The following is a 19,312-nucleotide window of genomic DNA, read 5'->3' on the forward strand; positions in this document are numbered from 1 at the left end:
CGAGAAGGCCCGCGGATTGCCCCTGGGCTGGCGAACGGGCTGAGAGGATCCACGGGTTGCCCCTGGGACGGGTGTGGCAGGCCGTGGGCAGGGCCCGGCGGCGGCGCCGGGACCAGCGCGCGTACCGACTGGTAACCGCGAGGGTTTACCGGCCGCGCACCGAGGGTTAACCCTGCCCGGTGCCCTTAGGGGGTTCCCTCATTGGGACGCCGCGAGCGCCGGTTCTAGCGTGAAGACGTGCCGCTCGCCCGGGCACACGGCGTCTGTCCCGAGACTCCCGTGTACCCCCCACGCCCGGGCGACCCCCCACCGGCAACACCCGTGAGGAGACTCAATGTTCGGGCTCAACCGTGCCAGATCGACGGCCGCCGCGCTGGCCGCCGCCGGCGCCGCCGCGCTGCTGGCCGCTCCCTCCGCCGTCGCCGCGCCGCAGCCGATCGTCGGCGGCTCCACCACCACGACGGACGCGTACCCGTTCGTCATGCAGATCACCGACGCCTCGCAGAACCAGTTCTGCGGCGGCACCCTCGTCGCGCCGACCAAGGTCGTCACCGCCGCCCACTGCATGGTCGGCGAGAGTCCGCGCGGCGTCCGGGTGGTCGGCGGACGCACTCTCCTCAGCGGCTCCGACGGGACGGTGGCCGAGGTCAGCCGGATCTGGACGCACCCCGACTACACCGACGTCACCGACGGCAGCGACGTGGCCGTGCTGACCCTGTCCTCGGAGATGCCGTACACCCCGGCCGAGTACGTCTCCGCCGCGGACACCTCGGTGTACGCGCCCGGCACCGAGACCCGTGTGCTCGGCTGGGGCACGACCCGGGAGAACGGCAGCTCCTCCGACCAGCTGCGGACCGCGACGGTGCCGGTGGTCTCGGACACGGACTGCGGCGCCTCCTACGGCTCCGACTACGTCGCGGGCGACATGGTGTGCGCGGGGCTTCCCGAGGGCGGCGTGGACGCCTGCCAGGGCGACAGCGGCGGGCCCCTGCTCGTCGAGGGCGTCCTCGCGGGGATCACCTCCTGGGGCGAAGGCTGCGCCCGGGCCGGCTACCCCGGGGTGTACTCCCGGCTGACCGCGTTCTCGGACCTGGTGACCGAGCAGGTCACCTCGTAGTACCGGCACCCCTCAGACCAGGGGGCGTTGCGGGCCTCCACGAGCGGCCCGCAGCGCCCCCTCTCCATGCTCCGTGTCCTCCATGCTCCGTGTCGCCGGCTGCGTCGCTCAGTCTGTCGCTCGCCGTGTCGCTCAGCCTGTCGCTCACCGTCCCTGTCGCTCGCCGTGTCGGCACCGCGACCGGTCCGGTCGCCCTCAGTCCTCCGCGCGGCCCAGTTCCACGGCGAAGCGGGCGCCGGCCAGCAGGGACAGGTGCGAGACCCACAGCCACACCAGGAAGACGACGACGCCCGCCAGGGAGCCGTACAGCCGGCCGTAGGTGCCGATGCCGGAGGCGTAGAGGGAGAAGGCGGCCGAGGAGGTCAGCCACAGCAGGGCCGCGAGCGCGCCGCCGGGGACCGCCTGCCGGGTGCGGCGGGCCGCGGCGGGACCGGTGCGGAAGAGGACGAGGACCAGCAGCGCGACCAGGCACAGCAGCACCGGCCAGCGCAGCAGGGACCAGGCGGTGGTGGCCGTGGAGCCGATGCCCAGCCTGCCGCCGAGGGCCTTGGCCAGCGGCCCCGTCAGGAGCAGCACCAGCGCGCTGGCGACGAGCAGGCCGAGCAGGCTCAGTGCGGTCAGGACGATGCGGTGCAGCCGGTGCCACAGGGGACGGCGGTCGGGCACGCCGTGCATCTCGTGCAGGGCGCGCCGGAAGACCGCCAGGTAGCTGGAGGCGGACCACAGCGACCCGACGCCGCCCGCGACGGCCACGGTCAGGGCGGCGGAGCGTTCCCCGGCCATCTCGTGCAGGGTGCGGTGCAGTTCGGCGCCGGACTGGGCGGGCGCCCAGGAGGTGACGTCCGCGATGAGACGGTCCGTCAGGTCCGGTGCGACGAGGCCGATGACGGACGCCGTGACGACGAGGGCGGGCACGAGTGCCAGGACGGCGTAGTAGGTGAGGGCGGCGGCCCAGTCGGAGACGTTGTCGTCCCACATGGCGCGCGGCACCCGGCGCAGCGCTCCGGTCCACGGCACCGAGCGTTCCCGGAGCCGGGTCAGGTGTCCCTCCGGGTACGCCGTCACCGCGCACACCGCTCGCGGGCGGACCGTACGCCCAGGTGGACGTGGATCCGGAGCGGGTGCGGCGCCAGGGAGTCGCGGACCTCGTCGAGGGGGCCGCGGGTGACCCGGTCCAGCACCGGGCCGGGGCCGGCGCCGGGTTCGAGCAGCAGCCGTACGCGGGCCCGTGACCGCTTGTTCCCCGCGGGCAGGTGTACGTGGGCGCGTTCGACGCCGTCGGTCGCCTCCGCGCGCCGGGCGACGGCAGCGGCCAGCGCGCGCGAACGCAGGGTGAGGGGCGGGCCGGCGAGCGGCAGCCGACGGGCGCCGCCCCGGCGCGGCTGGGCCAGGAACCAGGCGAGGCACAGCAGCAGTGCACTGGCCGTGCCCGCGACGAGGACGGGCGTCCACCAGCCGGTGCCGCGCAGGTCGGCGAGGGCGGCGCGGTCCAGCAGCACCGTCCCCGTACCGGGGGCGGGCCACCAGCCGGGCAGCCGCTCGGCGACCGCTCCCCCGGTGAGGGCGAGCCACCCGCCACCGGCCAGCAGGGCCGCGCCGGTCAGTGCGAGCAGCGTCCGGTTGACGGCGTTGCGCATCGGGTTCACGAGTCGGTCTCCTCGGCGGACGTCGGTTCGTACGGCGCCTTGGGGGCGGGACGCGCACCGGAACCAGGCCCGGCGCCCGCATTCAGGCCCGGATCGGCACCCTGGTCCGAGCCCGGACCGGCCGGGGAGGTCCCCGCCGTGTCGGGCGACGCGGGGGCGCTCGCCGGCGGGGACGTGGGCGCGGCGGAGGTCGCGGGGCGGGGCGGCTCCGGCTCCTCGCCCGCAGAGCCCGCAGAGCCCGCAGAGCCCGCAGAGCCCGCAGAGCCCGCAGAGCCCGCAGAGCCCGCAGAGCCCGCGCCGTCGCGTCGCTCCGGCTTTCCGGCGGGTCCGGCGGGTCCGGCGGGTCCGGCGGGTCCGGCGGGAGCCTCGGGGCCGTCCGTCCTCGCAGCCCCACGCGCCGGGGCCGCCGGACCGGCGTCGGCCTGTGCGTCCGTCGCTTCCGCGCCCGGGGCCGGGCCCGGCGCATCGGCTCGCCCGGGTGCGGAGCCCGGACCCCGCATCTCGGCCCGCCCCTCGCCGGGACCCGGACCCGAACCGTCGGCACGCCCCGGTGGGCGCCAGTGGGGTTCCGTGCGCAGGGTGACGCGGAGTGCGGGGCGGCGGGCCAGGCCCAGGTCCGCGAGCGTCGCGTCGGCCGTGGTGCGCAGGGCCGTCCGTGTCGTGGCGCGGTCGCCGAAGGCGAGGTGGGCGCGCAGGCGCAGGCGACGCCGGCCGCAGCGGACACGGACGCGCGTCACACCGGGGACGGCCGACGCGGCGTCCCGTACGAGTTCGGCCGCGGCCGTGCGGTCCAGTACGGCCCGCTGCCGGCGGTGTCCCGGCACCGGGGCCATCGGCAGGACGCCGCGCAGGCCCGGCGTGAGGGCGAGGCACAGCAGCCAGGTGCCCAGGACCGCGGCAGCGGCACCGCCCGCGACGACCGGGGCGTCCCCGGGACCGTGCGTGGCGAGCCAGTCGACCGCCGCGGTGCGCCAGGACGCCGGACGCCGGTCGGCGAGGTGCACCGACAGGACGTCGTACAGGAGTACGGCGCACCCCGCCGCCCCCGCCAGGGCCACCAGCGCGGCCGGGGTCCGGCGCGCCGACCAGGGGCGCCGGGACCGGCCGCCGGAGGGACTGTCGTCCTCGGGCGGGCCCACGGGGGTGAGTGAACGGTCCGGGGTCAGCGCCTGGACGCGGACGGTCGCCGCCCGCACGGTGAGGCCGCTCAGTTCGGCCACCCGCTCCGCCATCCGGCCGCGGACCTGCTCTCCCGCCTCTCCGAGGGCCGCCGGGTACGGCAGCCGCACGTCGACCGAGACGTCGGCACGGCGCCCGTGCACGGCCGCCGTGCCGTGGGTCACCCGGGCCCGCCGCCCAGCCAGGTCGGCCTCGGTCGCGGCGCGTTCCGCGATCCGGCGCACGGCGCGGTCGGCGACGACCGTCCGTCCGCGCTCGGCCGGTGCCGTGCGGGCGGGCCGGCCGGTGGCCGGCGTTCCCGTCACCGCGTCCTCCGGTCGCCGAGTGCCAGGAACTCACGCCAGTCCGTGCCGTTGTCCACCAGGCGCCCCAGCACACCGCCGACCGCTCCCAGCGCCGCGACCAGCAGGAAGGCCCCGAAGCCGCCGAACCATCCCGCGAAGGCCAGCGCCATGCCCACCAGCATGCCGATCGTCGCTCTGCTCATCACTCACCTCCGCCTCGTCACCTGCTCCGGATCCCCTGCGTCACGCCGGTGCGGGGATCCCTGCGTCACCCCGGTACGTCACTCCACGCGCGCCTCAACCGGGCGCTCCGGGTCCTCCTCGTCCGGCAGGTGCACGTCGTTGATCGTGATGTTGACCTCGACGACCTCCAGGCCGGAGATCCGCTCGACCGCGTCGATCACGTTCTCGCGCACGTCACGGGCGAGGTCGGCGATGGGCACCCCGTACTCGACGACGAGGTCCAGGTCGATGGCGGTCTGGCGCTCGCCGACCTCGACCTTCACGCCGCGGCCCACGTTGGGCCGGCCGCCCGGCACCCGGTCGCGGACGGCGCCGATGGTGCGGGACAGGCCGCCGCCCATGTCGTGGACGCCGGGGATCTCGCGCGCGGCCATGCCCGCGATCTTGACGACGACGACGTCGGCGATGGACGTACGGCCCCGCGTCGCGGCCGGTTCGGTGGCGCCGGTCGCGCCACCGCTCACGGTCGTCGCACCGCCCTGCGGGGTGCGGCCGGTGCCGCCGGTCGTGCCCGTGCCGCCGTTCTTCTTCTCGGTCTTCGTGCCGATCGTGGCCGTCTGCGGTGCGGTCGTCATGGTGTCCTCCGTCAACCGTGGTCGTTTGGTGCTTCGGACGTTGGACACGGGTGGCGGTACGGCGTTACGCGGTTCCGGGGAATTTCTTTTTCCCGAGCCGTTTTCCGGCCCCCGCGTAACGCCGGGGACGGTCGGGGTGTCCAACCTGGGAGACCCACTCGTAAGAGCTGCGGGAACGACGGAAGGGAGCGCACGTGCCGGGGGACGACGGACTGCTCGCGGTGCGGGCCGCCGAGGGCGACGAGGACGCCTTCGAGGTGCTCGTGCGCCGGCACGCGCCGGGGCTGCTGCGGCTGGCGGCGAGCATGCTGGGCAGCCCCTCGGAGGCGGAGGACGCGGTGCAGGACGCGTTCGTCAGCGCCTGGCGCAGGCTCCCGGAGTTCCGCGGGCAGTCGGCCTTCACGACCTGGATGCACCGCATCGTCGCGAACCGGTGCCTGAACATGCTGCGTTCCCGGCGCCCCGTGACGGACCTCGACAGCGTGCCCGAGCCGGAGGCGCCGGACCACGCGGTCTCCCCCGCGCGGGCCGCCGAGTCGCACGCGGCCGCGGTGGCGCTGGGCCGGTCGCTGTCCGAGCTGTCCCCCGAGCAGCGGGTGTGCTGGGTGCTCAGAGAGCTGGAGGGCCAGTCGTACGAAACGATCGCGGAGACGGTGGGGATCAGCCCGGAGGCTGCCCGTGGCCGGGTGTTCCGCGCACGACGCTCCCTGACGGAGGCGATGACCGCATGGCGATGAACACCGGCGCGGAGCTGCCCGGGCCCGGGACCGGGGCCGGCGGCGCCGAGGAGCCCGTCGACGACGAACGGCTGGCCTGCGGGCGGCTGCTGTCCGAGGTGTGGGAGTCCCGGGAGGACGGTGCGGACGATCCGCACGTGCGTGCGTGCCCGTACTGCTCGGCGGCCGTACGGCAACTGGACCTGCTCGGCGCCGCGGTGCGCGAGGCGGGCGGCGGGCGGGAGCAGGAGTGGGACGCGGGGGCGCTGACCGAACGGGTCATGGACGTCGTCCGGCTCGAACTGCGGCCCGGCAGGCCGCTGCCCCTCGGGGAGCGGGAGGAGGACCTGTGGGTGCGGGAGGCGATGGCGGCCAAGGCGTTGCGGGCCGCCGCCGAGACCGTGCCGGGGGTGCGGGCCGGTTCCTGCCGGATCCGGCCCGCCGAGTCCGGCGGCTCCCCCGCGCGGGGTCCGGTGCGGGTGCGGCTGGAGGTCGTCGTACCGCTCACGCCGCCGCTGCGGGACGTCGCCGAGGAGGTCCGGCGCCGGGTCGCCGGGGCGGCGGACGAGGCCCTGGGGCTGCCGGTGGCCGACGTGGACGTGCACATCACCGACGTGACGGACCCGGCCGGGTCGGACGAGACCGAGAGAACGCACACGACGCGGGAAGCGCGAGGTGTGCGAGTTGCGCGAGGTGTGCAGGACGCGCAAGACGCCGAAGAGGGGAACCAGTCGTGACCGCTGCCGCCACCGGCCGTGACGCGCTCGCCGGCACCGTCGCGCGGGTCGCCGCCGACGTCCCGGGCGTCGCCTTCCTCCGGCCCGGCCTCGCCGGCCTGTTCCGCTCCTCCGCCCGCAGCGGGCCGCCGGGTGCGGGCGGGCGGCGGCAGGCCGCGGGGGTGCGGGTGAGCCGGGCCTCGGGGTCGGGGCCGTGGGAGGTGGACGTCCAGATCGTCGTCCGCCGCGACCACCGGGCCCTGACCGTCGCCCGCGCCGTGCGCGACGCCGTGACCGAGGCACTGGCCGCCACGGCGCCCGGCGCGCAGGTGACGGTGACCGTGGCCAACGCGGTGTGAGGGCACGCGCGGTGTGGGGCCGTCGCGGTACCGGTGTGCGGGACGGTCAGCAGGTCTTCCGGTAGGGCAGCCGGGGCAGGAGTTCCCGCCAGCGGGCGGGTGTGAGGTCGCCGCCGGTGCGGGCGCAGACCTGACGGAGTGCCCGGTCGGGGTCCAGTGTCCAGATCCTGGCCGTGAGGTCGTTGCCCGCCGAGGCCAGGGTCTCGCCGTCCGGCGCGAACGCGACCGAGGTGACCGTGTCCTGATGGCCGGTGAGGGCGTTGCCGTGGGCCGCGGCGCGGGCGGGGTCGGCCACGTCCCACAGGCGCACCGCGTGGTCCTCGCCGCCGCTGGCGAGGGTGCGGCCGTCCGGCGCGAAGGACACGGAGGTGACGCCGCCGCGGTGCCCGGTCAGCTCCCCGCCCAGGGGCCGGGCCCGGCCGGGGTCGGTGACGTCCCAGAGCCGTACCGTGCGGTCCCGGCCGCCGGTGGCGAGGACGTGTCCCTTCGGCGCGAAGGCGACCGAGTTGACCCAGTCCCCGTGGGCGGTCAGGGGTTCGCCGAGGGGGCGGGCGCGCTCCCGGTCGCGCACGTCCCACAGCCGGGCCGTCTTGTCCTGGCTGCCGGTGGCGAGGGTGTGCCCGCCGGGGTCGAAGGCCACGGAGCCGACCCAGTCGGTGTGCCCGGTCAGGGGGTCGCCCACGGAACGCACGTCGTGGGGATCGCGTACGTCCCACAGGCGTACCCGCTCGTCCACGCCGCCGGTGGCGAGGGTCCTGCCGTCCGGTGCGAAGGCTGCGGCGAGGACGCCGCCGTGGTGGGCGTCCGGCAGGGTGGCGGCGGCCACGGGGCGGGCCGGGTCGGAGACGTCCCACAGCCGCAGGGTGCCGTCCTCGGCGCCCGACGCGACGGTGCGGCCGTCGGGGGCGAAGGCCACGGCGAGGACGGGCGCACCGTGACCGGCGAGGGGCCGGGGCAGGGGGCGCGGCCGGCCGGGCCGGCGGACGTCCCAGAGCCTGACCAGTCCGTCGTCCGTGCTGGCGGCGGCCAGCAGCCTGCCCGTGGGGTCGTGGGCCACGGAGGTGACCGGGTTGGTGAAGTCGGTGAGGACGGTGTCCGGCAGGTGCCACAGGCGGACGCTGCGGTCGGCGCCGGTGGTGGCGAGGGTGCGGCCGTCCGGGCCGTAGGCGAGGTCCCACAGTCCCTCCGTGTGCCCGGTCAGCGGTTCGCCGATCTGGTGCGGGTAGGCGGGGTTGGCGACGTTCCAGAGGATCACGGTGTCGTCCTGTGCCGCGCTGGCCAGGGTGTGTCCGTCCGGGGAGAACGCCACGGACCACACGGCACCGGTGTGCGCGGTCAGCGGTTCCCCCAGCGGGCGCAGGCCGCCGCCGTCCGACCCGCCGAGGTCACCACCGTCCGACCCGGCAGAGTCACCACCGCCCGACCCGCCGGAGTCGCCGCCGTCCGTCCCGCCGGAGTCGCCCCGCACCTCCCACAGGCGCACCGTGTCGTCGTAGCCGGCGCTGGCGAGGGTGTCGCCGTCCGGGGAGAACGCCACCGACCAGACCGCCTCGTCGTGGGCGTGCCGTGGCTCGCCGAGAGCGGTCGGTCCGGCGGAGCGGTCGGCCCGCCACAGCCGTACGGTGCCGGTGTGTCCGGCGGTGGCCAGGGTGCGGCCGTCCGGCGCGAAGGCGACGTCGCGGACGCTGCGCGCGTCGGCGCGGGCGGGCTTGCCGAGGGGTGCGGGCGCGGCCGGGTGGCCCAGGTCCCACAGGCGGAGGGTGCCGTCGTCCCCCGAGGTGGCGAGGGTGCGGCCGTCGGGGGCGAAGGCCACGGAGGTGACGGACTCGCCGTCGTGGCTCACCAGGGGCGGGCCCAGCGGCTTCGGCCGGGTGCGGTCCCGGGCGTCCCACAGCCGGATGCCGCCGTCGTGTCCGGCCGCCGCCAGCACGGTGCCGTCCGGGGAGAACGCCACGGCTCCCACCGGCCCGCCCGCGATCCGCAGCGAGGCGCCGAGTTGCTCGTCCGGGCCGTTCCCGGCGGTGTCCCACAGCCGTACGGTGCCGTCGTGGCCGCCGCTGGCGAGGGTGCGGCCGTCGGGGGCGAACGCGACGGCGCTGCCGATGTCGCCGTGTCCGGGCAGCCGGGTGGACAGGACCCGGCCCACGTCGGTGGTGAGCGCGGTGCGCACTTCGGGTGTGCCGCGCATGCCGGACGCGGCCACGTCGAGACGGGCGGACAGGGCGGCGTTGGTGCCGCGCAGCCGGTCGGCCTCGGCGGTGATCCGGCCGAAGACGGCCTCGTCCCGTTCGGTCTGTGCGGTGTCCCGCAGGCGCAGGGCGACGACCGCGGTGGCCGAGGCGACCAGTACCAGCAGGGCGAGGGTCGCCGACAGTGCGCGCCGCCGCCACAGCGCGCGTCTGCGGCGGCCGACGGAGGCGGCCAGGAACTCGCGTTCCGCCGGGGTGAGTTCCTCGTCGCGCCGGTCGTCCGGGAAGGCGTCGCGGGCTGCGGCCAGGCGTGAGCCCGCGTAGAGCGCGGCGTTCTCCCGGCCCAGGTCCAGCCAGGTGCGGGCGGCCTCGGAGAGTGCCCGGTGGACGCGGAGCCGGTCGCGTTCGGCGTCGATCCAGCCGCGCAGGCGCGGCCAGGCGGTGATGAGGGCCTCGTGGGCGAGTTCGACGGTGCCGTCGTCGAGGGTGAGCAGCCGGGCGGCGACCAGCCGGTCCAGGACGGCGCGGGTGCCGTCCGGGTCGCCGAGGTCGAGTTCCGCGTGCTCGGCGGGGCGCCGGGTGTCGGGGGTGCCGTCACCGGGGGCGACCAGCCGCAGCAGGATCAGGCGGGCCAGTTCGGCCTGGGGCGCGGTGAGTTCGCCGTACACCTCCTCGGCGGTGCGGACGACGGCGCCGCGCAGTCCGCCGGCCGTCTCGTAGGCGGACTCGGTCAGGGTGCGGCCGGTGCGGTGGCGCCAGGTCTCGAGGAGCGCGTGCGACATCAGCGGCAGTCCGCCGGGCGCGTCCTCGACCTCGTCCAGGAGCCGCGCGGTCAGGGCGCGTTCGACGACCAGTCCCTCGGCGGCGGCCGGGCGGACGACGGCCTGGCGCAGCTCCTCGCGACTCATCGGACCGGCGAGCAGCGTCGCGTCCTGCAACGCGGCGGTGAGCGCCGGGTGTTCGGCGCAGCGGCCGAGGAAGTCGGCGCGTACGGCGACGACGACGCGCAGGGCGCCGCCGGGCCGGGCGGCGGTGAGGAGGCGGTCGACGAAGGCGTCCCGCTCGGCCGGGTCGGTGCAGAGGGTGTACAGCTCCTCGAACTGGTCGACGATCAGCCAGGTGTCCGCGCCGGGCTGCGCGTCCGGTACGGGGTCCAGCCGGTCGGCGTGGGTGCGCAGCGGGGTGGCGCCGGGGGTGAGGACGCGTACGGCCGCGGGGGCGGCGGGTGCGTCGGGGCCGGTCTGCGGGGTGCGCAGGCGCGGGATCAGACCGGCCCGCAGGAGGCTGGACTTGCCGCTTCCGGAGGGGCCGAAGACGGCCGTGAAGCGGTGTGCTCGGGTGAGTCCGGCCAGCCGGTCCACCAGGGCGTCGCGGCCGAAGAAGAGGGCGGCGTCGTCCGGTTCGTAGCGGGTCAGGCCCCGGTACGGCGGTCGTCCCTCCTGGCCTGCGGTGGCGAGGGCGGCGGCCTCGGCACTCGCCTCCCGCCAGCGCCGCTCCCACTCCTCCGGGTCGCCGCCGCAGACGTCGACGTACGCCAGGGTGACCGCGAGGGTGGGCAGTTGCCGTCCGGCGGCCGCCTGCGACAGGGCGGTCACCGAGAAGGGGACCTTGTCCGCCATCGTCCGGTACGTCGGGCGTCCCACCGACTCGCGCAGCGCGCGGAGTTCCGCGGCGAAGCGCTGCACCGGTCCGGCCGAGGGGTCGAGCCCCCGCTCCCGGCGTCCCACTCCGCTTCCGCCCACGTGTCCCCGCCCCCGCCGTCGCTCCCGGTCCCCGTCCGGGCGCCCACGGTAGGGAGGCGCGGGTGGGGCGGCAAGCCGACGGGGGCGCGGCGGCGCGCGGCGCACGCGGAGTTCACGCTCCCTTCACTCCGGTTACGCACTTGCGGCGGCCGGCCGGGGTGTTTCGCGCCGTCCGCGCCGTTCCGCATTGTTCAGCGCCGGGTTCCGGGCTGCTGAACAACGGGGCCCCGCGGTGGAATCGGTGCTTCGGGGGAGTGCGGGGCGGCGTGTTTCCCGGTCCGTCCGGGCCGGGCGCCACCCCGCACCCAGACATGAGGGAGTGATCCGATGATCGTCGAGGGGAGCCGCCGCCCGCGGAGCGTGACTCCGGCGGTGGTGCTGGTGATGCTGGGAACCCTGGTCGCGGCGACCACGGCGGCCGGCCCGCAGCAGGCGGCAACCCTGGTGCTCCTGCTGGTGGCGGTCTGCTTCTGGTTCGCGGTGCGGGCGGGCCGCGGCCGGCGCGGCGCCCGGACCGCGGTGACCTGCCTGACCGCGGGGATCCTCGTCCTCTGCGCGCCGTTCGCGCTCGACGATCCGCTGTACGGAGGCGCCACGCTGCTGCTGGCCGCCGTCCTCGCGGTGCCGGGCGTGGTCCTGCTGTACCTGCCGGACGCCGACGCGTACCTCCGGGCCCGCAGCGGGGAGCACGCCGAGAACGCCGAGGGTGTCGAGGGATGACGCGTCCGCCGTACGAGTACGAGGGGGACGAGTGGCAGGGACCGGACGATCCGGAGGCCGAGCGTCTGGGACTCCGCAGTCCTGGTGGTCCTGGTGGTCCTGGTGGTCGCGAGGGTCACGGCGGTCCCGGTGATACCGACGGTCACGGCGGTCTCGGTGATACCGGCGGTCCCGGCGTCTGGAATCCCGCACCCGGTTACGGGCGGCCCGCGCCGCCCGAGCCGCGCGTGCCCGATCCGCTCGCCGTCGCCGTCGGCAACGCCTCGCTGCTCGGGATCGGCTACCTGCTCATGAACCGTCGCGGGCTGTTCTGGTCCGCCGCGCCGGTCACGGTGGCGGTGTGGTGGCTGACGTACGCGACCGCCGCGACGTGGTCCGAAGTGCTCCTGGTCCTGTGGTGGGCGGCGGTCGTCGCGCACGGCCTGTGGCTGGCGCGGCGGCACCCGTCGGCGGGCCCGCGCCGCGGGCAGCGGGTGCTGGCACTCGCGCTGACCGTCCCGGTGCTGGCGGCCGCCGGGTGGGTGCGGGCCGACGCGTACGGGATCGAGGACGCCGTCGCCGGCGCCCGCGCGGACGGCGACTGCGGGGCCGCGGTGGACGCCCAGGACGGGGTGCGGTTCCGGCACCGGCTCCTCGCCGCGCCGGCGGCCGCCCGGGGTGACGCGGTGGTCGTCACGTGCGAGCGGCTGGACACGGCCGAGGGCTACCTGAGCACCGCGCTGACCGGTGACCTGGACTCGCTGGAGACCGGCTTCGCCCGGCTCGGCGGGGTCCTCGGCGAACCCGGCAACGAGCGGACCGTCGAGGCCGCCCTGAAGGACTTCCTCGGGCAGCTGCCCACCGACGACGGCTGCGTGACCATGAGCATCGCGGACTGGCTGCGGAAGCGCGAGGACGGACCGCGGGACCTGACCGGCCCCGCCGCGGCCACCGCGGCCCGGATAACCCCCGGGGCACTGGTGAAGTGCGGCGACGCCCTCCTGGCGGACAACCGGTGGGCGGACGCGCAGGACCGCTACCAGCGGCTGCTCGACGACCACCCGGGCGACGCACGCGCGGACGACGCACGCGAGGGCGTACGGAAGGCGGGCCTCGCGATCGAACTGAACCGGGTCGAGAACCTGGTCACGGCGGCGGACAGCATGGGCTCCGGATACTGCGGGAAACCGGCGAAGTACTCGGCGGCCCCGGCCTATCGCAAGGGCAAGAGCGGCGTCGTGTTCGCCGGCGACACCGAGTACACCGACAAGCTGCCCGAGAAGTGGCTGGCGGGCACCGCCGCTGCCGCCCTGGTGGTGTGCACGGGCGAGGCGAAGTCGGGGGACGCCATCGAGACGTGCCAGTACCGGGGCCACGACGGACGGATCGGCAGTGTCCGGTTCAACAAGCTGGCGGTACGGGTCAAGGCGTACGCGCTGCGGACCGGGAAGCTGGTGACCGACCGGACGGTGCAGATGAACGGCGAGAGCTGCCCCGGTGTCCTCCGGTACTTCGGCGAACTGCCGTCGCAGATGGCCGCCACACCCTCGGACGCGGACGTGCGTGACGCCTTCGGGCCGGTGATCGGGCGCTGACGGCGGCGCGTCACCGGGCCGGGCGGTTGCCGGGCCGCCGGCGGGGCACCCAGGAGCATGGCCCACGGACGGGACAGGATCCTGGTGACCGGCTGGTTCAGCTTCCTGCACGGGGAGGCGACGGCCGGCGACGTGCTGGCGCTGCACCGGGTGGAAGAGGTGCTGCGGGGCGCGGGGCTCGCCCACGACGTCGTGTGGAGCCCCGGGTTCCGTGCGGACGGCACGCACTTCTCGGAGGTGGATCCGGCGGCGTACTCCCGGTTGCTCTTCGTGTGCGGGCCGGTGCACGGGCCCCAGGTGGAGGAGTTGCACCGGCGGTTCGCGCACTGTGTGCGGATCGCCGTCGGCGTCTCGGTCGTCGACCCCGCCTCCCCGGCCGTCACCGGCTTCGACCGCGTACTCGCCCGCGACGGCAGCGGCAGCGGGCCGGGCCTGGACCTGTCGGCCCGCGCACCCGGGCTGCCGCGCGTGCCGGTGGTCGGGGTGGTGCTCACCCACGGACAGCACGAGTACGGAGGTCGGCGTCGGCACGCCGAGGTGGCCGCGGGGCTGACCCGCTGGCTGGCCGGCAAGGACTGTGCCCGGCTGGAGCTGGAGACGCGGCTCGACGCCCACGACTGGCGGCTGTGCGGCACCCCGGCCCAGCTGGAGTCGGTGCTGGCCCGCCTCGACCTGGTCGTCACCGACCGGCTGCACGGCCTGGTCCTCGCGTTGCGAGCCGGTGTTCCGGCGCTGGTGGTGGACCCGGTCACGGGCGGCGCGAAGGTGACGGCCCAGGCGCACGCCTGCGGCTGGCCTGCCGTGGTGGCCGCCGAGCGGCTGGTCGGTCGGCGGGTGACCGGGGAGGCGGAGTACGGGGAGCCGGGATACGGGGAGCCGGGATACGGGGAGCTGGAGTACGGGGAGCCGGAGTACCGAGAGCCGGAGTACGGGGAGCTGGAGCGCTGGTGGCGGTGGTGTCTGGCCGACGGCCGTGACGAGGCGGCGCGGATCGGCGCCGGGTTCCGGGCGGCCGACGCGGTGGCGGACGCCGCGGACGGGCTGGTGGCGGTGCTGGGCGCGGGGGCGGGGGCGGGGGCGGCGGCGGGCGGGACCGATCGGCGGCCGGAGGCGTGAAGGGCGCGCGACGGCGGCCGCGGGTGTGGGCTGCCGAGGGGACCGGACCGGTTGAGCCGGGGAGGGGCGGGCACTCGGGCGACCGGTGGTTCGCTCCCGGGAGGAGACAACGTGTCCATCGGCCGACTCCCCGATCACGAGCAACGCATACTCGACGAGGTCGAGCGGGCGCTGCGCCGCGATCGCCGGCTCGACCGGCGCCTGCGCACGCTGCGGCTCGGCCGCCGTCCCGACCTCACCCGCGTCGCGGCCTACCGCCCGCGCACCCCGACCGTGCTCCTGCTGCTCGCCCTCTCCGTCACCCTGATGGCCGTCGGCGTCGTCACGTCCGAGCCCGGCGTGCTCTGGTCCTTCGCCGCCGTGTGGCCGGTGACGCTGTACGCGGTGTTCCGGCTACTGTGCCGGTGGACGGAGGGTTAGGGAGCCCTGGTCCCGGGGCTCAGGTCCCAGGCCCGGTCAGCCGGTGCAGATGCCCGCTCAGCCGGTGTAGCTGCGGGCCGTCGAGTCGCGCTGGGCCGGCTCCAGTGAGCGCAGGCGGGCCTCGACCTCCGGCGGCAGCACCCGGCGTTCGCGCAGCACCCACGGCAGGGCGGCCGTCGCCTCGGCGAAGGCGCGCAGCGACGCGGCGTCGCGGGGGACGGTGCGGGCCAGGTGGAGGGTACGGCGCAGGGCGGGACCGGCGGGACGGCGCAGCCAGGTGAACCACAGGGTGTTGCGGATCCCGTGCGCCCGCCGCAGGGTCGCGTCCCGCACCCGGGACGGCCGGTGGTGGATGGTCAGGTGGTCGGCGTACGTCAGCCACCAGCCGTTCGCCGCCAGGTCGGCCGCGAGCAGCTCCTCCTCACCGCCCAGCCACAGCCGGGGGTGGAAGCCGCCCGCGGCGCGGAAGGCGTCGGTGCGCAGCACGGTCGCGGCGGCGAGGAAGGAACCGAGCGCCGGTCCGGGGAGCCAGTCGGGGCGGGGTACGGGCGAGTCGCGCAGTTCCCGGACGATCGGGTCCTCGGTGCCGTCCGGTTCGACCATGATGCGGGCGGTGACCGTGCCGACGGCCGGGTGCCGGTCGAGCAGGTCGGCGGCCGCGGACAGGGAGCCCGGGCCCCACCAGGAGTCGTCGTCGCAGAACGCCACGTAGGGCGTGCGGACGTGGCGGACCGCGAGGTTGCGGCCCACGGCGCCGAGGTTGCGGCCCGGTCGCAGGAGCCGTACCCGCGGGTGGAGACGGGCGACGGCGTCGGCCGTGCCGTCGGTGGAGGCGTTGTCGGTGACGATCGCCGGGGGGCGTTCCGGGAGTTCGGCCAGGCGGTCCAGGGTGTGCAGGAGTTCGGGGCACCGGTTGTGGGTGATGACGACGACGGTGGTCCGGGTGTCGGTCATGGCGTGGCTCCGTCGGTCGCCGCCGCGGGCCGGTCGGCTTGGGCGCCTTCGGCGGCTTCGGCGGCCCCGGCCGTTCCGGTTGCTCCGGCTGCCCCGTCGGCTCCGGCGGCCTCGGCGGCCTCGTCCAGGAGGCGGGCGGCGCGTTCCACGTGCGGGGGCAGGGGTCTGCGGGCGCGCAGGGCGGCGGGCAGCCGGAGCAGTGTCTCGCGCAGGGCCTGCCGGGCGGACGGGTCGCGGCGGGCCTCGGCGGCGAGGGCGCGGGTGCGGGCGAGCGTGTGCGGCAGGGGGCGGCGCAGCCAGGCGGTGAGGAGTTCGTTGCGGCGTACGACGGCGGACCTGCCGGTGCGGGGGCCCGGGTCGGGGTGGTGGTGGGCGGTCACGTCGGGGCAGTGCGTGACGCCCCAGCCGCGGGCGGCGAGGTCGTAGGCGAGCAGGGTCTCCTCGGCGCCGAAGAAGAGCAGCGGGTGGTAGCCCCCGGCGTCGAGGTAGGCCTCGCGGCGGGCGACGGCGGCGCAGCCGAGGAAGCCGAGCACCTGGGTGCCGGGGAGGTCGGTGGCCGTGCCGAGCGGGGAACGGGCGAGCAGGTCGTTGAGGGGGTCCGCGGTGTCGGCGGGTCCCACGAGGGTGCGGGCGGCGAGCAGGCCGAGGCGGCGATGCCGCTCGAAGTGCCGGGCGGCGGTGGAGAGTGCGCCGGGCGCCCACCAGGAGTCGTCGTCGCTGAACGCGACGTACGGGGTTCTGAGCGCGCGGACTCCGTGGGTACGGGCGAGGGCGCCCCGGTTGGCCGGCAGCGCGAGGACACGGACCTGCGGGAAGTCGCGGGCCAGCATGGCGCGGGTGTCGTCGGTGGAGGCGTTGTCGACGACGAGGACCTCGGGCCGCTCGGGCAGGGCGAGCAGGTTCCGTACGGTCACGGCGAGGCTCGCGGACCGGTCGCGGGTGGCGATGACGACACCGACGGTGGCGGGTCCGACCGGGTCGGGACGGGTCCGGTCGCGGAGGGCCGCCGTGCCGTGCACACCGTGGTTCATGGTGCCTCTTCCGGGGCGTCGGTCGGGTTCGGGGCATCGGGTGCGTCGAGGGGGCCGAGCGCGTCGAGTGCGTCGAGTGCGTCCAGGACCTCGTCGGGGGTGATCCGCAGCAGTGCGGGGTCGGTCTCGTGGCCGTGCGGGTCGCCGTCGGGGCCCGGGTGCCACAGGGCGCGGTGCCGGGGATCGGGCGGCGGGCCCCAGCGGCTGGGCGGGACGGGGCCGAAGAGGGTCACGGAGGGGGTGCCGTGGGCGACGGCGAGGTGGGCGATGCCGGTGTCGCCGCTGACGACGGCGTGGGCTTCGGCGACCAGGGCGGAGAGCCGTTCGTAGGGCGGGCCGCCGCCGAAGACGTCCGTGTCGGGCAGGTCGGCGAGCTTGGCCAGCCGGGCCACCAGGTCCCCCTCGTCCGCTCCCCCGGTGACGACGACCCGGTGTCCGCGGACGCGCAGTGCCTCGGCGACGGCCGCGTACCGGGCCACGGGCCAGCACCGGGAGGGGGCGCCTGCACCGGGGTGCAGGACGACGGCGCCGGGGGCGGGCGAGGGTGCGTCCGGGTGCGGCAGTCGCAGGTCGGCGGGGTCGGCTTCGATGCCGTACGCGCGCAGCAGCCGGCACCAGCGGTCGCGTTCGTGTTCCTCCGGGTACCAGGGCGGCCCTTCGACCTCCGGGGTGGCGGGGTGTGCGAAGGCCAGCAGCCTGCGTGGGCGCAGGCGGGCCAGGAGGCGGTGGCTGGGCGGGCCGTTGCCGTGCAGGTCGACGGCGACGTCCGGGGGCGGTCCGGTCCAGTCCAGGGCACGCGGGACGGCGCGGCCGGGTTCCTCGGCGGGCAGGACCCGGTCCACGGCGCCGGTCGCGGCGGCGACGGGGGCCAGCCCGGCCGGCCCGGCCAGCACCAGTTCGTGCCGGGGGTGGGCCCGCCGCAGTGCCCGTAGCGCGGGCACCCCGGCCAGCAGGTCCCCGAGCCCGAGCGCCCGCAGCACGAGCACCCGGCCCGCCGGCCGTCCGGCACCGGCCGGCGCCACGCTCCGCGGCGGATGCACCGGGTCGCCCGTCGCCGGGCCGCCCGCGCACGGGCGGGGGGCGGTCATCGGGCGCCCTCCGCCGCGCGGGCCAGCAGGGCCGTGGAGGAGTGGCCGTCGAGGTAGGGCAGGAGGACCGCCTGGCCGCCCCACTCCTGGAGGAGGGCCGCCTCGGGAAGGTCGGCGCCCGCGTAGTCGCCGCCCTTCACCCAGACGTCGGGGCGCAGGTCGCCGAGGAGGCGTTCGGGGGTGTCCTCGTCGAAGACGGCGACCGCATCGACGCAGGCGAGGGCGCGCAGCACGCGGACCCGGTCGGCCAGGGAGTTGACGGGGCGTCCGTCGCCCTTGCGGCGCCGGACGGACGCGTCGGAGTTGACGCAGACGACCAGGCAGTCGCCGAGCCGCCGGGCGGCCTGGAGGAGGCCGACGTGTCCGGCGTGGAGCAGGTCGAAGCAGCCGCCTGCGGCGACGACCGTGCCGTGCTCGGCGCGGACCCGGGTGGCCAGGGCGCGGGGGTCGTCGGTGTCGGGCGGCGGGTCGGCCGGAGGGCCGGACTCGGCGGGTGGCAGGGCTCCCGCCCCGCCCGCGGCGACGAACGTGGTCGCCGCGCGCACCGCGCCTTCGACGGCCTCCCCCACCAGTGCCCCGTCGGCGAGCAGCCCGGCGGCGGTGGCGGCGAAGCGGTCGCCCGCACCGCAGGAGTCGCCGTGGTGGGCGGCGGGTGCGGGGACGAGCAGCGGATGCTCGCCGTAGGAGAGGAGGGCGCCGCGCGGTCCGAGGGTCACGGCCACCGCGGACACCCGCCAGTCGCGGACCAGGGCGGCGGCGTCCAGCGCGGCGGCGCGCAGGCCGCCGGAGGGCCTCGCGGTGTGCTCTGCGAAGGCGTGGGCCTCCTTCTCGGCGGGCGTCACCAGCCGGGTGCCGGGGACCGGCGGGCCTCCGCGCGGGTGCGGGTCCCAGACCAGCGGGGGGCGTTCGGCGAGCACGTCGCGCAGGGCGTCGGCCGCTCCCCGGCCGTAGTCGGATACCAGGACGGCCCGGGCGGAGCGCAGCGCGGCGCGGGCCTCGTCCGTGGCCTCACCGGCCCGGCCGACACCGCGGTCCAGGCGGACGACGGGCCGGTCCTGGGCCAGGACGCGGGTCTTCTCGGGCAGCTCGCCGGTGAGCGGCAGTGCGATCAACCTCACCCAGGGTGCGAGCAGTTCGCGCAGGGCGGCACCGGCCGGTCCGTCGCCCACGCCGGTGATCAGTGTGACGTCGCGGCCGTCGCGGGCGGCGAGGTACGCGGTGAGGGCGGCGCCTCCGGGGCGGAGGCGTTCCGCGCACTCGGACACGACCGGGACCGGCGCGTCCGGGGCGAGCCGGTCGGCGGAGCCGGTCAGGTCGCGGTCGAGGAGCGCGTCGCCGACCACGACGAGCGGCGCCCGCCCTCCCGTCCGCCGGGTCACCGCCGCGTCCCCTTCCCTCGGGCGCCGTCGCCTCGGACCCCGTCGCCTCGGGCGCCGTCACCCCGGGCTCCATTGCCTCGGGCGTCGTCACGGGTGCCGGTGCCGCGTGTGCCGTTACCGGGCGCTCCGTTGCCCGTTGCGCCGCTGCCCCGGGCCCCGTTACCGGGCGCACCGTCCGGCCGTACGCCGTCCCGACGTACTCCCTCTCGACGTACGCCGTCCGGATGCGCACCGTTCTGACGCGCACCGCCCCCTCGTACGCCG

18 protein-coding genes are annotated in these 19,312 nt (G+C 76.7%); 8 read left to right on the top strand and 10 right to left on the bottom strand.

Annotated elements, in window-relative coordinates; translation table 11 throughout:
• The first annotated feature begins 334 nt into the window (after positions 1 to 334).
• Complete coding sequence (locus HZS56_RS24870) at positions 335 to 1,117, top strand: S1 family peptidase (protein ID WP_216723017.1); 783 nt, start codon at positions 335 to 337, stop codon at positions 1,115 to 1,117.
• Positions 1,118 to 1,312: 195 nt separating this feature from the next.
• Here the strand turns inward: HZS56_RS24870 and HZS56_RS24875 are convergent, their stop codons facing one another.
• From HZS56_RS24875 to HZS56_RS24895, 5 genes are all read right to left on the bottom strand, one after another.
• Positions 1,313 to 2,182 carry a YihY/virulence factor BrkB family protein gene (locus HZS56_RS24875; protein WP_374201204.1) on the bottom strand — a complete coding sequence of 290 codons (870 nt, stop codon included), beginning with the start codon at positions 2,180 to 2,182 and terminating at the stop codon, positions 1,313 to 1,315.
• The gene (locus tag HZS56_RS24880; RefSeq protein ID WP_216723018.1) at positions 2,179 to 2,763 is read right to left on the bottom strand and encodes a hypothetical protein; all 585 of its coding nucleotides are present in this window, start codon (positions 2,761 to 2,763) and stop codon (positions 2,179 to 2,181) included. The genes HZS56_RS24875 and HZS56_RS24880 overlap by 4 nt, the downstream gene beginning before the upstream one ends.
• On the bottom strand, positions 2,760 to 4,247 hold the full coding sequence (locus HZS56_RS38450; protein WP_216723019.1) for a DUF6286 domain-containing Asp23/Gls24 family envelope stress response protein: 1,488 nt from the start codon (positions 4,245 to 4,247) through the stop codon (positions 2,760 to 2,762). The genes HZS56_RS24880 and HZS56_RS38450 overlap by 4 nt, the downstream gene beginning before the upstream one ends.
• Positions 4,244 to 4,429, bottom strand: coding sequence for a hypothetical protein (locus HZS56_RS24890; RefSeq protein ID WP_216723020.1), 186 nt, complete (start codon positions 4,427 to 4,429; stop codon positions 4,244 to 4,246). Before HZS56_RS24890 ends, HZS56_RS38450 begins: the two co-directional genes overlap by 4 nt.
• Positions 4,430 to 4,507: 78 nt before the next feature.
• On the bottom strand, positions 4,508 to 5,044 hold the full coding sequence (locus HZS56_RS24895; protein WP_216723021.1) for an Asp23/Gls24 family envelope stress response protein: 537 nt from the start codon (positions 5,042 to 5,044) through the stop codon (positions 4,508 to 4,510).
• Positions 5,045 to 5,238: 194 nt separating this feature from the next.
• Between HZS56_RS24895 and HZS56_RS24900 the strand changes: the two genes are divergently transcribed.
• Genes HZS56_RS24900 through HZS56_RS24910 form a run of 3 tightly spaced genes read left to right on the top strand, consistent with a single transcriptional unit; the run spans position 5,239 to position 6,835 of the window.
• Positions 5,239 to 5,781 (top strand): RNA polymerase sigma factor, encoded by a 543-nt coding sequence (locus HZS56_RS24900; RefSeq protein ID WP_216723022.1) that lies wholly within the window; start codon positions 5,239 to 5,241, stop codon positions 5,779 to 5,781.
• Positions 5,772 to 6,497 (top strand): Asp23/Gls24 family envelope stress response protein, encoded by a 726-nt coding sequence (locus HZS56_RS24905; RefSeq protein WP_253914813.1) that lies wholly within the window; start codon positions 5,772 to 5,774, stop codon positions 6,495 to 6,497. The genes HZS56_RS24900 and HZS56_RS24905 overlap by 10 nt, the downstream gene beginning before the upstream one ends.
• Positions 6,494 to 6,835, top strand: a complete 342-nt coding sequence (locus tag HZS56_RS24910; protein ID WP_216723023.1) for an Asp23/Gls24 family envelope stress response protein — start codon at positions 6,494 to 6,496, stop codon at positions 6,833 to 6,835. Before HZS56_RS24905 ends, HZS56_RS24910 begins: the two co-directional genes overlap by 4 nt.
• A 46-nt stretch (positions 6,836 to 6,881) precedes the next feature.
• Here HZS56_RS24910 and HZS56_RS38945 read toward each other — a convergent pair whose 3' ends face one another.
• The gene (locus HZS56_RS38945; protein ID WP_308408152.1) at positions 6,882 to 10,751 is read right to left on the bottom strand and encodes an nSTAND1 domain-containing NTPase; all 3,870 of its coding nucleotides are present in this window, start codon (positions 10,749 to 10,751) and stop codon (positions 6,882 to 6,884) included.
• 342 nt (positions 10,752 to 11,093) lie between these two features.
• Between HZS56_RS38945 and HZS56_RS24920 the strand changes: the two genes are divergently transcribed.
• The 4 genes from HZS56_RS24920 (at position 11,094) to HZS56_RS24935 (ending at position 14,596) form a co-directional block, all read left to right on the top strand.
• On the top strand, positions 11,094 to 11,486 hold the full coding sequence (locus HZS56_RS24920) for a hypothetical protein (RefSeq protein WP_216723025.1): 393 nt from the start codon (positions 11,094 to 11,096) through the stop codon (positions 11,484 to 11,486).
• Positions 11,483 to 13,060: a tetratricopeptide repeat protein gene (locus HZS56_RS24925; RefSeq protein ID WP_216723026.1), complete on the top strand. Its 1,578-nt coding sequence runs from the start codon at positions 11,483 to 11,485 to the stop codon at positions 13,058 to 13,060. Before HZS56_RS24920 ends, HZS56_RS24925 begins: the two co-directional genes overlap by 4 nt.
• Before the next feature lie 57 nt (positions 13,061 to 13,117).
• Positions 13,118 to 14,176, top strand: coding sequence for a polysaccharide pyruvyl transferase family protein (locus HZS56_RS24930; protein WP_216723027.1), 1,059 nt, complete (start codon positions 13,118 to 13,120; stop codon positions 14,174 to 14,176).
• A gap of 111 nt (positions 14,177 to 14,287) precedes the next feature.
• Positions 14,288 to 14,596 carry a DUF3040 domain-containing protein gene (locus HZS56_RS24935; protein ID WP_216723028.1) on the top strand — a complete coding sequence of 103 codons (309 nt, stop codon included), beginning with the start codon at positions 14,288 to 14,290 and terminating at the stop codon, positions 14,594 to 14,596.
• 57 nt (positions 14,597 to 14,653) lie between these two features.
• Here the strand turns inward: HZS56_RS24935 and HZS56_RS24940 are convergent, their stop codons facing one another.
• Genes HZS56_RS24940 through rfaE2 form a run of 4 tightly spaced genes read right to left on the bottom strand, consistent with a single transcriptional unit; the run spans position 14,654 to position 19,048 of the window.
• Positions 14,654 to 15,550, bottom strand: a complete 897-nt coding sequence (locus tag HZS56_RS24940) for a glycosyltransferase family 2 protein (protein WP_216723029.1) — start codon at positions 15,548 to 15,550, stop codon at positions 14,654 to 14,656.
• Positions 15,547 to 16,581 carry a glycosyltransferase family 2 protein gene (locus HZS56_RS24945; protein WP_216723030.1) on the bottom strand — a complete coding sequence of 345 codons (1,035 nt, stop codon included), beginning with the start codon at positions 16,579 to 16,581 and terminating at the stop codon, positions 15,547 to 15,549. The genes HZS56_RS24940 and HZS56_RS24945 overlap by 4 nt, the downstream gene beginning before the upstream one ends.
• Positions 16,578 to 17,669: a glycosyltransferase family 9 protein gene (locus HZS56_RS24950; RefSeq protein ID WP_216723031.1), complete on the bottom strand. Its 1,092-nt coding sequence runs from the start codon at positions 17,667 to 17,669 to the stop codon at positions 16,578 to 16,580. The genes HZS56_RS24945 and HZS56_RS24950 overlap by 4 nt, the downstream gene beginning before the upstream one ends.
• Positions 17,666 to 19,048: a D-glycero-beta-D-manno-heptose 1-phosphate adenylyltransferase gene (rfaE2, locus tag HZS56_RS24955; RefSeq protein ID WP_216723032.1), complete on the bottom strand. Its 1,383-nt coding sequence runs from the start codon at positions 19,046 to 19,048 to the stop codon at positions 17,666 to 17,668. The genes HZS56_RS24950 and rfaE2 overlap by 4 nt, the downstream gene beginning before the upstream one ends.
• Positions 19,049 to 19,312: the final 264 nt, after the last annotated feature.

The sequence above is a fragment of the Streptomyces mayonensis genome (genome assembly GCF_018982965.1).
GTDB lineage: Bacteria > Actinomycetota > Actinomycetes > Streptomycetales > Streptomycetaceae > Streptomyces > Streptomyces mayonensis.